Raw genomic sequence first — 14,859 nt, 5'->3', positions numbered from 1 at the left:
CTCAGCGGATCTCCAGGATCTTCTCCCGCATCGCGTAGACCACGGCCTCCATCCTGGAATGCAGCTGCAGCTTCTCCAGGATGTTGCGCACATGGTTCTTCACGGTGTTCTCGGAGATGAACAACTCCTTGGCGATATCACGGTTGTTCATCCCCGTGGCCACGAGTTTGAGCACTTCGAGTTCGCGGTCGGTGAGCCGCGGCGCCGGCACCAGCCGGCGCTCGTCGGTGCGCTGGATCATCGACTTGAACTCGGTGAGCAGTTTCGACGCCATGGACGGGCTGATCTGCGACTGTCCGTCCGCGACGGCGCGAATGGCCGTGGCCACCTCGTCCGTGGAGATCTCCTTGAGCAGATATCCGGTGGCGCCCGCCTTGATCGCGTCGTAGAGGTCGGCCTCCTCATCGCTGATCGTCAGCATGATGATCTTGGCGCTGGGTGCCACTTCCTTGATGGAGGTGCATGCCTCGATCCCGCCGCGCTTGGGCATCCGCACATCCATCAGCACGATGTCGGGCAGCAGATCGGCGGCCTTGTCGACGGCCTCGGCGCCGTCGCCCGCCTCCCCCACGACCTGGATGTCCTCCTCGGCGGCGAGCACGATCTCCAGGCCACGGCGGAACAGGGCGTGATCGTCGACGACCAGGACTCTGATCGGCTCCTTGCGTGGAGAGCCCGCGTCCGGGCCCATGCCGACGACGTCGTCGGCATCCCCCTCCCGCATCGGTCCGAAGCTGTCCGCCATCGTTCCTCCCCCTGAAGGCTGTGGCTGTGGTCCTGTGCCATCGCCAACCCAAGGCAACGGCCCACCGGTTGGGCCGATGCGGCCATGATTTCATGCCGGGACGACACCGCGGTGACACGCGGGGCGCGAAGTGGTCGCACACCGGTGCCCCTGGGGGCGCACACGCGCTCCAGGGGCACCCGCTCAACCGCCGGCCGGGTGCGTCAGCCGCCCAGCGTGCCCCCTGCCGCGGGGGATTCCGCCCGAGTGACCATCGGGTCCGTGTTCAGGTGGATGACGCCGTAGTCGTAGGCGTGCCGCCGGTAGACGACACTGGGTTCCTTGGTCTCGGAGTCGACGAACAGATAGAAGTCATGGCCGACCAGTTCCATCTCGTAGAGGGCCTGGTCGAGGGTCATCGGGGAGGCGACGTGGGTCTTCTCGCGGACGATGAGCGGGCCTTCGCCCTGTACTTCGAGGGAGCCGACCTTCTTCGTGGGCACTCCGTCCGTCTCTTCCTCCTGGACGGGGTGGCCGTTCCCGTTGAGCGTCGCCGCTCCCGGGACATGGTCGGGGACCTCGGCGGCCGAAATACGGCGCGCGCCGCGGCGGGAGAACCGCTTGTCGTGCTGCTTGCGCAGCCGGGCGTCCAGCTTCTCCGCCGCCAGGTCCAGTGCCGCGTACGGGTCGCTGGCCGCTGCCTCCGCCCGGATCACCGGACCGCGGGAGCGGAGCGTGATCTCCACTCGGTCGCAACGGTCGGCCTGTCGGGGGTTGGGCTCCTTGGACACCTCGACGTCGAGGCTGATCACCTTGCCGTCGAGCTTCTGGATCTTCTCCAGCTTCAGCTTCTCGGCCACGTGCTTGCGGAACCGCTCGGGCACCTCGGTCTTGCGGCCCTTGACGACGATGTCCACGCAGAACTCCGTTCCCGGATCGCTCCGCTGCGGTGGCGGAGCATCTCCCTTTTGCACCAGGCCCCGGTGAACCCCGGAGCCTCGGACTCGGTGACGTCCACCTCCTCCCCCATGGGCAAGATCTCCACCACGCCGGCGCGGGTCATTACGGTCCACCGCAGCACGGCATTCGGATATGGGAGGTATGGCCTGCGGCTTTCCCTCACAACCGAACATATCTCGCCCGGACGGATGTCGTCACCCTCTACTGCGGCGTACCTCCGTTCAGGTGAATAGACCCTCTCACTACCTGCAACGACGCACATCCGCGGTCAGTTCCGGCTCATTTCGAAGGAATCCGGCGGGGCCGCGACCACTGCCGCACGGATCAACCGCCCGGCATCGTTCCGGCTCGCCATTCCCGCTCCTCCGTTTCCCGCGTTGCGGCTCTCTTCCGTTGATCCGCCGATCTGTTCCTCCCTTCCTTCCCGACCTGCACGCCCGTACACAATCCTTCTCCCGCCGGCTTCGCCGACCGCCTCCCGTACGGCACGCGCCGCCTCCGCCAGGGAGGCACCGGTCGTCATCAGATCGTCGACCAGAACGAGATGGCCCCCGGCGAGCAGCCGGGCACCGCCCGCCGTCACCTCCAGCGCGCCCGCGACATTGCCGAGCCGCTGACGGGAGCTGAGTCCCGACTGGTCGGCCACGGCCCGCCGCTGCCGCAGCACCCCGACCACGCGCGCACGCCGTCCGCCGCGCCGCAGCTCACCGGCCGCCGCGAGGGCGATCCGCCGTACCGGATCGTGACCCCGCGCCCGCACCGCCCACCGCGCGGACGGCACCGGCACGAGCAGCAGGGGGACATCCCGCCGCCCGGACCCCGCGCGCACCGCTCGGGCGAGAGCGGCGCCCAGGGGGCGCGCCAGTGCCAGCGCGCCGCGTTCCTTGTGGGCGAGGAGGGTCGCCCGCACCTCGTCCGCGTACGGAGCCGCCGCGTGCACCACCGGCAGCCCGGGCGGTTCCGGCTGCGGCCGCACCCGGCTCGGCGCGGCCCCGCTCAGGGCGGCACGGCACTGCTCGCAGAGCACCGTGCGGGGCCTGCCGCAGCCGGAGCACTCGGCCGGCAGCACCAGGTCGGTGAGGTCCTGCCACCACCCCCGCATGGCCACCACTGTGCCAACGACCGGGCCGACCGGCCACCCCTGTGGAAAACTCCCTGTGGACAACTCCCCGCAGGTCATCACGGCCGTCACCCACACAAGCGAACAGCCCATGGGACCAGGGAACAGCCCAACGCGGCCGGGGCGAGGTGGCCGACCCGTCGGGGACGAGTGCGAGCACGGACGGTCCGAGACAGCAGACCGAGCCGGCCGCTGCACACGGCACCCAGTACGGACCGCACCCCAGTTCAGACCTCACCCCAGTTCAGACCTCACCCCGACGGGCCTCACCCCCGACAGACCTCACCCCGCATCCGGTACAGACCGCATCCCCGAGGAGCCTCACCCCGGATAGATCGGCGCCGATCCGTCCTTGACCACCTTCTGCCACTGCGCGCCGGACGGCAGCCGCACGATTCCGTCCTCCGAGTAAGCCACCAGCGGCACCCGGTCGTCCTCGGACGCGGTGATCGCCTTCACCCCGGTCAGGGCCGCGGGCGCCTGGCTCCCCGGCGCCGACCCGTCGACCTGCACGTACCGCATCTGCTGCACGCCCCCCTGCTCGCGCCCGACCACGACGAGCCTGCCGTCCCCGGCCCACGACATGGCGGTGACCTGTTCCAACCCGGGTGCAGCGGAGCGCAGTTCGAGGACGGCGGGCCCCTGCCCGGAGCCGTCGTCCCGTTGGATCCGCCCGACCAGCAGTGACTGCTTGTCGCCCTCCTCCACGACGAGCGCCATCCGCACCCCGTCCGCGGCCACCCGGACGTCCTCGATGTGGCCGGACAGCCCCGGGGTCCGCACCGACTGCGGCTTCCCCGAGCCCTGCTCCAGCAGGAGCAGCCGCGGGTCGCGGGGATTGCGGTCGACCACCCAGAGGTCACCGCGGGCGTCCCAGCTCGGCGTGGCCAGCCGGTCGGTCTCGCCGGCGCCGCTGCTGGTCACCAGGGGTTCGCCGAGCGAACCGTCCGGCGTCAGCGAGGCCACGTACAGCGACTTCCCGTCGTTGCCGACCCCGGCCGCGGTGTGTTCGTCCCGCGAGACCGCGACGGACGCGAACTGCTTGCTGCCGTCGCCGAGCGGCCCCGGCACCGGCACGGCGGTGGTGCTCGTGCTGGTGCCCGCTATCCGGACCAGCCGGTGCTTGTCGTCGAGGAAGTACAGGTAGTCGGGTCCCTTCACGGCGCCGTGCCAGGCGACGGACTCGGCCCGCTCCTCGGTGAGGTCGCACAGCGTCCGCTCATCCGGCCCCTGCAACTCGACCGTGTCCACAGTGGGCGTCAGGTTCTGCAGGGTGAACAGCAGTTGGGTCGCCATTTCCCGGCACTCGGCCGCCCCGGCCCGGGCTGCCGTCGCGTTCAGCGGCACCGTCAGCCGGTTCTGGTCGTCGGGCGTCAGCGCGCCGGCGCCCTTCTGCAGCGCCGTACCGGCCGGGAAACTCGACCGGACCCCGGGCCCGAGCCACGTCGTGGGCCCGTTCAGCAGCGAGCGCACCACCTGCGTCATCGGGTCCACCCGCTTGCGCAGATAGACCGGGTCGGCGACGGCCACCGGCTGCCCGTCGGCCCCGACCGTGGTGTGCGCGGCGAAGTAGTACTTGTTGACCGAGGTGTAGTTCCGCTGGAAGTCGGACTTGCCCATCACGACGCCCTGCGGCAGCGCGTCGATGCGCCACTGCCCGCTCTTGGCGTCCCGCGTCAGGTGCAGCCGCTTGGCGTACGCCCCCTCGGCGGGCGCGTACGCCTGCTGCGCGTCGACGGTGGCGACCCTGCTCCCGGCCAGCGTGTAGGTGAGGCTGCTCGGGTCCTCCCGCCCGCCGCCGCCGTGGTCGACGACGGTGCTCGGCGCGTCGGCGAGCACCGTGGTGGACTGCTCGGGCCGCCACTTGCGCGCGACGGTGGGGGTCAGATACTTGCGGGCCGTGTCGTATCCCGGGTCGTCGCTGGTCAGCGCCTCCAGGAAGCCCTGCACGATCTCCCCCGGCGCCGCGTTCTCCTGGGGCGGCATGGCGAACACGCGCACCTGCGTGTCCTGCCGGGGCGTCGACTCGACGTCCCGCAGATCACCGCCGTCCGGCATCGAGGCGCACCCCGCCAGCAGTACGGCACCACAGGCGGCGTACACCACCGCGCGCCCCGGCCGACGCCGGCCGCCCCCTTCACGGTCAGCGCCCACGAAATGCCTCCCCTGCGGTGTTCGAATCCTCCGCGGCCGTCGCGCGGTTCGTGTCCGGCTCCGCGTCCGCGGCCGGCACCTCGTCCCGGTGCCGCAGGGTTGCGCCGGGCCGGGAGACGACGCGCGCGCCGCTGCCGGGCAGCGCCGTCGGGTCGGCGGTCGGTGCCACCGTGGCCAGCCGCTGCGGGAGCGGGGCGTGCGGGGGCAGCGGCGGCACCTGGCCGCCCGTGGACTGGGCCGGCACCGTGGCCCGTTTGTCGTCGTCGCTCGGCGGGCCGGCCTCGCCCTGTCCCGCGTTGCGCCGCGAGTCCTTCGGCTCCAGGGGTATGGGCGAGCCCCGCAGCGGCTCGTCGGCGGTACGCGGCAGCGTCAGCCGGAACTGCGATCCGCCGCCCGGCTCGCCCCACGCCTGCAACCAGCCGCCGTGCAGCCGTGCGTCCTCCAGGGCGATGGACAGGCCAAGGCCCGTGCCGCCGGTGGTACGCGCGCGTGCGGGATCGGCGCGCCAGAAGCGGCTGAAGACCCGGGTCGCCTCGCCGGGCTTGAGCCCCACGCCGTAGTCGCGCACCGCGACCGCGACCGCTCCGCCGGCCGCCGCCAGCTTGACGACGACGTCCTTGCCCTCACCGTGCTCCACGGCGTTGACGACGAGATTGCGCAGCACCCGCTCCACACGCCGGGCGTCCGCCTCCGCGACCACGGGCTGCTGGTCGCCGACGACGCGTATCCGGCTGCCCTTGCGCTCGGCAAGCGGCTCGGCCCCGCTGACGACCCGCCGTACGACCTCGCGCAGGTCTATCGCCTCGGCTTCCAGCGCCGCCGCGCCCGCGTCGAATCGGCTGATCTCCAGCAGATCGGCGAGCAGCGACTCGAAACGGTCCAGCTGGTCGGCGAGCAGTTCCGCCGACCGGGCGGTCACCGGGTCGAAGTCCTCGCGCGCCTCGTGGATCACGTCGGCGGCCATGCGCACGGTCGTCAGCGGGGTGCGCAGTTCGTGCGACACGTCGGAGACGAACCGCCGCTGCATCCGCGACAGGTCCTCCAGCTGCTGGATCTTCAGTTGCAGGTTCTGCGCCATCTTGTTGAAGGCTTCGCCGAGGCGCGCGATGTCGTCCTCGCCGGTGACCTTCATCCGCTCCTGAAGACGCCCGGCCGACAGCCGCTCCGCGATCCCGGCCGCCATCCGCACGGGCGTCACGACCTGCCGCACCACCAGCCACGCGATCGCCCCGAGGAGTACGACGACGAAGAGCCCGGCGGTCGCGAGCGTGCCCTTGACCAGGCTCAGCGACTTCTCCTCCTGCGACAGCGGGAAGAGGTAGTACAGCTCGTACGGGTCCCCGTTCGGGTCGTTGACCTGCTTGCCGATGACGAGCGCGGGCTGGGAGTTCTTGCCGTTGCTGTAGACGATGCGGGTGTAGCTCTGGGCCGCGGTCGTACTGGTGTGGACCCGTGTGCGCAGGTCCACGGGCACGCTGGCGGACGGGTCGACGTATCCGGAGCCGCGCGGGCTGCGTCCGCCGCCGCTCTCGTCGCCCGCCGGGAGTGTCACCACGTCGAAGGCGCCCTGGCCGCCGCTGGACAGCGACTCGACGAGGTCGCTCATCCACTGGATGACGTTCTGCGACTGCCGGCTGTCGACCGCCGAGGCGTCGTCACCGGTGCTGCTGGCGGCCTCGTCGGCCTTCTGCTTGGCCACCGCGAACCCGCCGGTGGCCTGGCTCTGCGACGCCTTCACCTTCGCGTCCAGAAGGCCGTTGCGCACCTGCCCGATGACGACGAAGCCGAGCAGCAGAACGACACCCAGCGACATCAGCAGCGTCGTGACGACGACCTTGAGCTGGATGTTGCGCCGCCACAGCCGCATGACCGGCAACAGCGGCCGGCGCACCCAGCGCATGAACAGCCGCAGCACCGGGCTGCCCTGCACCCCGCCCTGCAACAGCCCGCCCTCAAGGAGGCGCCCCCAGCGCGACCCGGCCGTCTTGCGGCCGGCAGGCCGCCCCGGACGGTTCCCGGGCCGGCCGGGAGCCGAAGCGGCACCGCCCCCGGACACGTCAGCTCGGTCCGGCCTTGTAACCGACACCACGGACGGTCACCACGATCTCCGGCCGCTCCGGATCCTTCTCGACCTTGGACCGCAGCCGCTGCACGTGCACGTTCACCAGCCGCGTGTCCGCCGCGTGCCGGTAGCCCCACACCTGCTCCAGCAGGACCTCGCGGGTGAACACCTGCCACGGCTTGCGGGCCAGCGCGACCAGCAGATCGAACTCCAGCGGCGTCAGCGCGATCGACTGCCCGTCCCGCTTCACGGAGTGCCCGGCCACGTCGATGACGAGGTCGCCTATGGTGAGCTGCTCCGGCGCCGGCTCCTCCGACCTGCGCAGCCGGGCCCGGATCCGGGCCACCAGTTCCTTCGGCTTGAACGGCTTGACGATGTAGTCGTCGGCGCCCGACTCCAGCCCCACGACCACGTCGACGGTGTCGCTCTTCGCGGTGAGCATCACGATCGGCACGCCGGACTCCGCCCGGATCAGCCGGCACACCTCGATGCCGTCCCTGCCGGGCAGCATCAGGTCGAGCAGCACCAGGTCGGGCTTGGTCTCACGGAAAGCGGCGAGCGCCTTGTCACCGTCGGCCACGAAAGACGGCTCAAAACCTTCACCACGCAGCACGATGCCGAGCATCTCGGCCAGTGCGGTGTCGTCGTCGACGACAAGGACACGTCCCTTCATAAACGACATCATCCCATTCTCATAACGGCGAAGGCGGCGCAGGTGAACAAGGTCACCGGCCAGTGACGATAGTCGTACCAGCCCGTCACTGTCTGCCCTCGTCACGGGCGGCTACTACCGCCGGGTGAGCGCCCGCCCCTTACCTCATGTCTCCAGCCGCTGCACGACGTGACCGGAGAGCAGTTCCGCGACCGAGGCGGCCGTCACCGGCGAGGCCACGCCCGCCTCGGTGACGATCGCCGTCACCAGCTCCGGCGGCGTCACATCGAACGCCGGGTTGTACGCCTGTGCCCCCAGCGGCGCCACCGGCATCCCGCCGCCAGGTCCCCCGACCGGCACCTGCGGCGCTGTGATCTCGGTCACCTCGTACCCGGGGCGCTGCTCCACCTCGATGGACGCCCCGTCGGACGTGTCGAGGTCCACCGTCGTCACCGGCGCCACCACGATGAACGGCACGTGGTGGTAGCGGGCGAGCACCGCCAGCGGATAGCTGCCCACCTTGTTCGCCACCGACCCGTCGGCCGCGATGCGGTCCGCCCCGATCAGCACCGCGTCCACCTCGCCCGCCGCGAACAGCGAACCGGCCGCGTTGTCGGTGAGCAAGGTGTACGCCATGCCGCTGCGCGCCGCCTCGTACGCCGTCAGCCGCGCCCCCTGCAACAGGGGACGGGTCTCATCGACCCACAACCGGCGCAGCCGTCCCTCCCGGTGCGCGGCGAGCGCCACGGCGAACGCGGTGCCCTCCCCGCCCGACACCAGCGACCCGGTGTTGCAGTGCGTGAGGATCCGGTGCCCGCCGCCGGGCAGCAGTTCGTCCAGCAGCGCCAGCCCGTGCCCGGCCATCCGGGCGCTGGCCTCGGCGTCCTCCCGGTGCAGGTCCCGGGCGGCGGCCAGCGCGGCGGCCGCCGCGCTGGCCGCCGCCCGGGACCTGCACCGGGAGGACGCCGAGGCCAGCGCCCGCGGCGAGTGCGGCCCGGTGAGCGGCCCGCGCCCTGCGCACCCCGACGGACAGGTTCACCGCGGTGGGCCGGGCACCCTGGAGCGCGTCCGCGGCCTCGTCCACGTCGAAGCCCCGCGCGGCGGCGAGCGCGACGCCGTACGCCCCCGCGATGCCGAGCAGCGGCGCCCCGCGCACGGCGAGCGACCGGATCGCGCCGACCAGGGCCGAAGCGTCCGTGCACACGAACTCGACCTCCTCGGCCGGAAGTCTGGTCTGGTCGAGAAGGACCAGTACGGGACCTTCGGGCGGCTCCTCCCAGCGGATCGCCGGTATCCCGGTCGCGTGCCTGCCCTCGCCGGTGTGCGCGTCCTGATCAGCCATGCGGTCAGTCTGCCCCGTACCCCACGGACAATTGAAGGTGCGCAGCCCCCACCGCGGCCGGTCCCGTGGTCACCGCCCCATGGCACGATGGCTGCCAACCTGCCGCCGCACCCGCGGACGGGCACCGAGAAGGAGCTTCGATGAACGACACTCCGGGCTGGGCCTCGCCCGGATCCGCCCCGTCCGACGGGCAGGAACCCGGCGCGTCCGGCCCTGCCGACCCCGCCGACCGGCCGGGGCCCGCACAGCCCGTCGACCAGCCGGGCGCAGACCCGCAGGATTCCGGTGCGCAGTGGTCCAAGGAGCAGCCGCCACCCGGCCAGTGGTCCGCGCCCACGGGCGCCCCGGCCCCGGGCCAGGCCCCGCCGCCTCCGCCGCCCGGCCCGGGCTGGGGCGGCGGTCAGGGAGGCTACGGCGGCCCCGGTGGCCAGGGCGGATACGGTGGCTACGGGGGCGGTGGCTACGGGGGGCCCGGCGGCTACGGAGCCTGGGGCGCCGGCTGGGGCGGCCCCCCGCCCGCGGCCAAGCCCGGAGTGATCCCCCTGCGCCCGCTCGGTGTCGGCGAAATCCTCGACGGCGCCGTCTCCACCATGCGCACCTACTGGCGCACCGTCCTGGGCATCTCGCTGACCATCGCGGTCATCACGGAGATCGTCGTCATCCTCTTCCAGGGCCTCGTCCTGAACGACACCGCGAGCACCGACGCCCTCAACGACCCGAGCGCCACCCTCGGCGAGGTCTCCCGCGCCATGGGCGAGGCGATGCTCGGCTCGGTCGCCGTCCTGCTGATCTCCTCCATCGGCACCATCATCGCCACCGCCCTGCTGACGACCGTGACCAGCCGGGCCGTCCTCGGCCGGGCCGTGACCACCGGCGAGGCATGGCGCGACGCCCGCCCGCAGGTCCCGAGGCTGTTCGGCCTGGTCTTCCTGCTGCCGCTCATCGCCGCCGGCATCCTGCTCTGCGGCGCGCTGCCCGGCATCATCGTGGCCGCGGCCGGCGCGGGGGGCGGCGCCACCGCCGCGCTCCTCGTCCTCGGCCTGCTCGGGGCGGCCGTCGTCGTGGTCTGGCTCATGGTCCGCTACTCTCTGGCCTCGCCCGCGCTGATGCTGGAACGGCAGAGCATCCTGAAGTCGATGGGCCGCTCCGCCAAGCTCGTGCGCGGCTCCTGGTGGCGCATCTTCGGCATCCAGCTGCTCGCCGCGATCATCGCGAACATCGTCGCGTCGATCATCGTCATCCCCTTCGCCCTGATCGCCGCGGCGCTCAGCGGTGACGGCTTCTCCAGCTTCCTCGAAGGCACCGGCAACGTCGGCTGGACGTTCCTCATCGTCAGCGGCATCGGCTCGGTGATCGGCTCCACGATCACCTTCCCGATCAACGCGGGTGTCAGCGTGCTCCTCTACATCGACCAGCGCATCCGCCGTGAAGCCCTCGACCTCGAACTGGCCCGCGCGGCCGGTGTCCAGGACTACGGCGTGACCGCGCCCGGCGCCACCCCGGGGAGCTGACGCGGTGATCCGGGCGGGGGACCTTCTCAGCACGGCGCCGGTCCTGCCGCGCGCGGCCGACGCGGCCGTCCGGGGCCTGCTCCGGGCGGCCGACACGGCCGTACTGTCAGTGGCCGGTTCGGGCGACGAGCCGCCGGTGACCGTCGGACGCGATCCCGCGCGGGAGGCCGCCCGACGCGAGCTGGCCAAGCGGATGTACCACGAGAACGACCCCAGCCTGCTCCAGCGGGCCATGGACGCCGTCTGGGACTGGCTCGGCAAAGTCCTCGACACCGCCGCCTCGGCAACCCCCGGGGGAACACTCGGCCTGATCGTCGTCGTCCTGGCCGTCATCGCCGTACTGGCCGCCCTGTGGTGGCGCCTTGGCACCCCGCGGCGGCGCCCGGCCACCGCCCCCGCCCTCTTCGACGACCGCCCGCGCAGCGCCGCGGAACACCGCGCCGCCGCCGAAGCGCACGCGGCCCAGGGCCACTGGAACCAGGCCGTCCAGGAGCGCATGCGGGCCATCGTCCGCGCCCTCGAAGAACGGGCCCTGCTCGACGTCCGCCCCGGCCGCACCGCCGACGAGGCGGCCTCCGAAGCCGGCCGCGCCCTGCCCGCCCACACCGACCGGCTGCACGCCGCCGCCCGCGACTTCGACGACGTGACGTACGGCGGCCGCCGAGCGGACCGACAGGCGTACGACCGGCTCGCCGGACTCGACCGCGACCTGGAGCGCAGCAAACCCGCCCTCGCCGTCAGCAGCCACAGCACGGCCCACCACAGCCGCCGGGGGGCCGCCGAATGACCACCGGGGCCACCCTTCCCTCCACCTCGGCCTCGCCCACCGCCCGCCAGGTGTTGACCCGCACGCGAGGCATCGCCCTCGCCTTCCTGCTGCTGCTCGCCGGAGCCGTCGCGATCGCCGTCATCCGCTCCGACGCCCGGCACGGCGCCCTCGACCCCCGCTCCGCCGACCCCTACGGAAGCCGCGCGGTCGCCGAACTGCTCGCCGACCGCGGCGTGTCCACCCGCGTGGTCACCACCCTGGACGAGGCCCGCACCGCGGCCGGCCCGGACACCACCCTGCTGATCGCCGTGCCCGACCTGCTCACGCCCGGCCAGCAGAGCGCACTGCACTCCGCGACCGCCCGGTCCGGCGGGCGCACCCTCCTCGTCGCCGCCGGCAGCTCCTCCGTGGAACGGCTCGTGCCCGGTGTGACCGCGGACCCCGCCACCAGCTTCGGGTCGACGCTCTCCCCCGGGTGCGACCTGCCCGCCGCCGTACGCGCGGGCGCGGCCGACACCGGCGGCATCCGCTACACCACCACCCGCCTCGACGCCGACTCCTGCTACCCCAGCGAGCGCCTGGCCACGCTGGTCCACGTCCCCGACGCCTCCGGGAACGGCGACACCGTCGTCCTCGGCGCGCCCGACATCCTCTACAACGACCGCCTCGACGAGCAGGGCAACGCCTCGCTCGCGCTTCAACTCCTCGGCTCCCGCCCCCATCTGGTCTGGTACCTCCCCTCGCTCGCCGACACCTCGGCCACCAACACCGGTGACCAGAAGGACTTCCTCGACCTGCTCCCCTCCGGCTGGCTGTGGGGCACGCTGCAACTGTTCGTCGCCGCGCTCCTCGCCGCCTTCTGGCGGGCACGCCGACTCGGTCCCCTCGTGCCCGAAAGACTCCCCGTCGCGATCCGCGCCTCCGAGACCGTCGAAGGCCGCGCCCGCCTCTACCGCAAGGCCGACGCCCGAGACCGCGCCGCCGCCGCTCTTCGCTCCACCACCCGCACCCGCCTCGCCCCTCTGGTCGGCGTCCCCGTCGCCCAGGCGCACGCGCCCGAAGCCCTGCTGCCCGCCCTGTCCAGCCACCTCCACGGCGACGGACGGGCCCTGCACTCCCTCCTCTTCGGGCCTCCGCCCGCCGATGACGCAGCCCTGATCACGCTCACCGACCGACTCGACGCCCTCGAAAGTGAGGTACGCCGTCCATGATGGACCCGACCACTGACAACGCCGCGACCGCCGGGGATGCGGGCGGCGCCCGCGCCTCCCTGGAGGCCCTGCGTGCCGAGATCGCCAAAGCCGTGGTCGGCCAGGACCCCGCCGTGACCGGCCTCGTCGTCGCCCTGCTGTGCCGCGGACACGTCCTGCTCGAAGGCGTCCCCGGCGTCGCCAAGACGCTGCTGGTGCGCGCCCTCGCGTCCGCCCTGGAACTGGAGACCAAACGCGTCCAGTTCACCCCCGACCTCATGCCGAGCGACGTCACCGGCTCCCTCGTCTACGACACCCGCACCGCCGAGTTCTCCTTCCAGCCCGGCCCGGTCTTCACCAACCTCCTGCTCGCCGACGAGATCAACCGCACCCCGCCGAAGACCCAGTCCTCCCTGCTGGAGGCCATGGAGGAACGCCAGGTCACCGTCGACGGCACTCCCCGGCCGCTGCCCGAACCGTTCCTGGTCGCCGCGACACAGAACCCGGTCGAGTACGAGGGCACCTACCCGCTCCCCGAAGCGCAGCTCGACCGCTTCCTGCTCAAACTGACGATCCCGCTGCCCGCCCGGCAGGACGAGATCGACGTCCTCACCCGGCACGCCGCCGGCTTCAACCCGCGCGACCTGCGCGCCGCCGGCGTGCGCCCCGTCGCGGGCCCGGCCGACCTGGAAGCCGCCCGCGCCTCGGTCGCCAAGACGACCGTCTCCCCCGAGATCACCGCCTACGTCGTGGACATCTGCCGCGCGACCCGCGAGTCGCCGTCCCTCGCCCTGGGCGTGTCCCCGCGCGGCGCCACCGCCCTGCTCGCCACCGCCCGCGCCTGGGCCTGGCTGACCGGCCGCGACTACGTCATCCCCGACGACGTGAAGGCCCTGGCCCTGCCGACCCTCCGGCACCGCGTGCAACTGCGCCCCGAGGCCGAGATGGAGGGCGTGACGGCCGACTCCGTCATCAACGCGATCCTCGCGCACGTCCCGGTTCCCCGCTGATGCCGCTCACCGGACGCGCCGCCCTGCTGGCGGCCCTCGGCTCCGTACCCGTCGGCATCTGGGATCCCGGCTGGACGGGCATCCTCGCGGTCAACGGCCCGCTGGCCGTGGCCTGCGCCTGCGACTTCGCCCTCGCGGCGCCCGTACGACGCCTGGTCCTGGCCCGTTCCGGCGACACATCCGCGCGACTGGGCGAGACCGCCGACGTGACGCTGACCGTCACCAACCCCTCGCGCCGCCCGCTCCGGGCCCGACTGCGGGACGCCTGGCCACCGAGCAGTTGGCAGCCCGGCACGGAGATCGATGCCTCCCGCCACCGCTTCACCGTGCCCCCGGGCGAGCGCCGGCGCATCACGACCCGGTTGCACCCCACGCGCCGCGGCGACCGCCACGCCGACCGTGTGACGATCCGCTCCTACGGCCCCCTCGGCCTGTTCTCCCGTCAAGGAGCCCACCGGGTTCCCTGGACGGTACGGGTCCTGCCGCCGTTCGCCAGCCGCAAGCACCTCCCGTCGAAGCTCGCCCGGCTGCGCGAACTGGACGGCCGCACCAGCGTGCTGATCAGGGGCCAGGGCACGGAGTTCGACAGCCTGCGGGACTACGTACCCGGCGACGACACCCGTTCCATCGACTGGCGGGCCACGGCGCGCCAGACCGCGGTGGCCGTACGCACCTGGCGTCCGGAACGCGACCGGCACATCCTGCTGGTCCTGGACACCGGCCGCACTTCGGCGGGCCGCGTGGGCGACGCCCCACGCCTGGACGCCTCCATGGACGCCGCCCTGCTCCTGGCGGCGCTCGCCTCCCGCGCAGGCGACCGGGTGGACCTCCTCGCCTACGACCGCCGACCGCGCGCCCTGGTCCAGGGACGTACCGCACGCGATGTGCTGCCGTCCCTGGTCAACGCGATGGCCACGCTTGAGCCCGAACTCGTGGAGACCGACGCGCGTGGCCTCACCGCCATGGCGCTCCGTACGGCCCCGCGCCGCTCCCTGATCGTCCTTCTCACCACTCTCGACGCGGCGCCGGTCGAGGAGGGCCTGCTTCCCGTGCTCGCGCAGCTCACCCAGCGCCATACGGTCCTGGTGGCGTCGGTGGCCGATCCTCATATCGCCGGCATGGCGACCGCCCGTGGGAACGTCGATGCGGTCTACGAGGCCGCCGCCGCGGCCCAGGCACAGACCGAACGGCATCGCACGGCGGAGCAGCTTCGCCGCCATGGAGTGACGGTCGTCGACGCGACACCGGACGACCTCGCGCCGGCTCTGGCGGACGCCTATCTCGCTCTGAAGGCGGCCGGACGACTCTGAAAGGGAATCCGAAAAGGAACGGAAAGAAGAAAGGGCCCGAACGGGTCGGGCCCTG

Annotated in this window: 11 protein-coding genes and 1 pseudogene; 5 read left to right on the top strand and 7 right to left on the bottom strand. The window is 72.5% G+C overall.

What is annotated here, in order from left to right; translation table 11 throughout:
• Position 1: 1 nt before the first annotated feature.
• The 7 genes and pseudogenes from AC27LF_RS33975 to mtnA all read right to left on the bottom strand — a co-directional run bounded on the left by AC27LF_RS33975 (position 2) and on the right by mtnA (position 9,014).
• Positions 2 to 745 carry a response regulator gene (locus AC27LF_RS33975; RefSeq protein WP_479660288.1) on the bottom strand — a complete coding sequence of 248 codons (744 nt, stop codon included), beginning with the start codon at positions 743 to 745 and terminating at the stop codon, positions 2 to 4.
• A 203-nt stretch (positions 746 to 948) separates the two neighbouring features.
• Positions 949 to 1,641, bottom strand: coding sequence for a ribosome hibernation-promoting factor, HPF/YfiA family (gene hpf, locus AC27LF_RS33970; protein WP_404038205.1), 693 nt, complete (start codon positions 1,639 to 1,641; stop codon positions 949 to 951).
• A 311-nt stretch (positions 1,642 to 1,952) separates the two neighbouring features.
• Positions 1,953 to 2,786 carry a ComF family protein gene (locus AC27LF_RS33965; protein ID WP_479660287.1) on the bottom strand — a complete coding sequence of 278 codons (834 nt, stop codon included), beginning with the start codon at positions 2,784 to 2,786 and terminating at the stop codon, positions 1,953 to 1,955.
• 339 nt (positions 2,787 to 3,125) lie between these two features.
• Positions 3,126 to 4,958: an LpqB family beta-propeller domain-containing protein gene (locus tag AC27LF_RS33960; RefSeq protein ID WP_479660286.1), complete on the bottom strand. Its 1,833-nt coding sequence runs from the start codon at positions 4,956 to 4,958 to the stop codon at positions 3,126 to 3,128.
• Positions 4,948 to 7,014: an MtrAB system histidine kinase MtrB gene (gene mtrB, locus AC27LF_RS33955; protein ID WP_479660285.1), complete on the bottom strand. Its 2,067-nt coding sequence runs from the start codon at positions 7,012 to 7,014 to the stop codon at positions 4,948 to 4,950. The genes AC27LF_RS33960 and mtrB overlap by 11 nt, the downstream gene beginning before the upstream one ends.
• Position 7,015: 1 nt before the next feature.
• Positions 7,016 to 7,705, bottom strand: coding sequence for a two-component system response regulator MtrA (gene mtrA, locus AC27LF_RS33950; protein WP_191870552.1), 690 nt, complete (start codon positions 7,703 to 7,705; stop codon positions 7,016 to 7,018).
• A gap of 127 nt (positions 7,706 to 7,832) precedes the next feature.
• Positions 7,833 to 9,014, bottom strand: a pseudogene (gene mtnA, locus AC27LF_RS33945) (S-methyl-5-thioribose-1-phosphate isomerase).
• Between the two features lie 140 nt (positions 9,015 to 9,154).
• Here mtnA and AC27LF_RS33940 point away from each other — a divergent pair.
• Genes AC27LF_RS33940 through AC27LF_RS33920 form a run of 5 tightly spaced genes read left to right on the top strand, consistent with a single transcriptional unit; the run spans position 9,155 to position 14,804 of the window.
• Complete coding sequence (locus AC27LF_RS33940) at positions 9,155 to 10,525, top strand: hypothetical protein (RefSeq protein ID WP_479662388.1); 1,371 nt, start codon at positions 9,155 to 9,157, stop codon at positions 10,523 to 10,525.
• Between the two features lie 4 nt (positions 10,526 to 10,529).
• Entirely contained in the window at positions 10,530 to 11,312 is a 783-nt protein-coding gene (locus tag AC27LF_RS33935) for a DUF4129 domain-containing protein (RefSeq protein WP_479662389.1), read from the top strand.
• Positions 11,309 to 12,505 (top strand): DUF4350 domain-containing protein, encoded by a 1,197-nt coding sequence (locus AC27LF_RS33930; protein WP_479662390.1) that lies wholly within the window; start codon positions 11,309 to 11,311, stop codon positions 12,503 to 12,505. The genes AC27LF_RS33935 and AC27LF_RS33930 overlap by 4 nt, the downstream gene beginning before the upstream one ends.
• Positions 12,505 to 13,494, top strand: coding sequence for an AAA family ATPase (locus AC27LF_RS33925; RefSeq protein WP_479662391.1), 990 nt, complete (start codon positions 12,505 to 12,507; stop codon positions 13,492 to 13,494). The genes AC27LF_RS33930 and AC27LF_RS33925 overlap by 1 nt, the downstream gene beginning before the upstream one ends.
• Entirely contained in the window at positions 13,494 to 14,804 is a 1,311-nt protein-coding gene (locus AC27LF_RS33920) for a DUF58 domain-containing protein (protein WP_479662392.1), read from the top strand. The genes AC27LF_RS33925 and AC27LF_RS33920 overlap by 1 nt, the downstream gene beginning before the upstream one ends.
• Positions 14,805 to 14,859: the final 55 nt, after the last annotated feature.

It is taken from the genome of Streptomyces diversicolor, from assembly GCF_057537855.1.
Note: the sequence above shows the minus strand (reverse complement) of the source record. Positions and strands in the feature narration are given on the sequence as shown.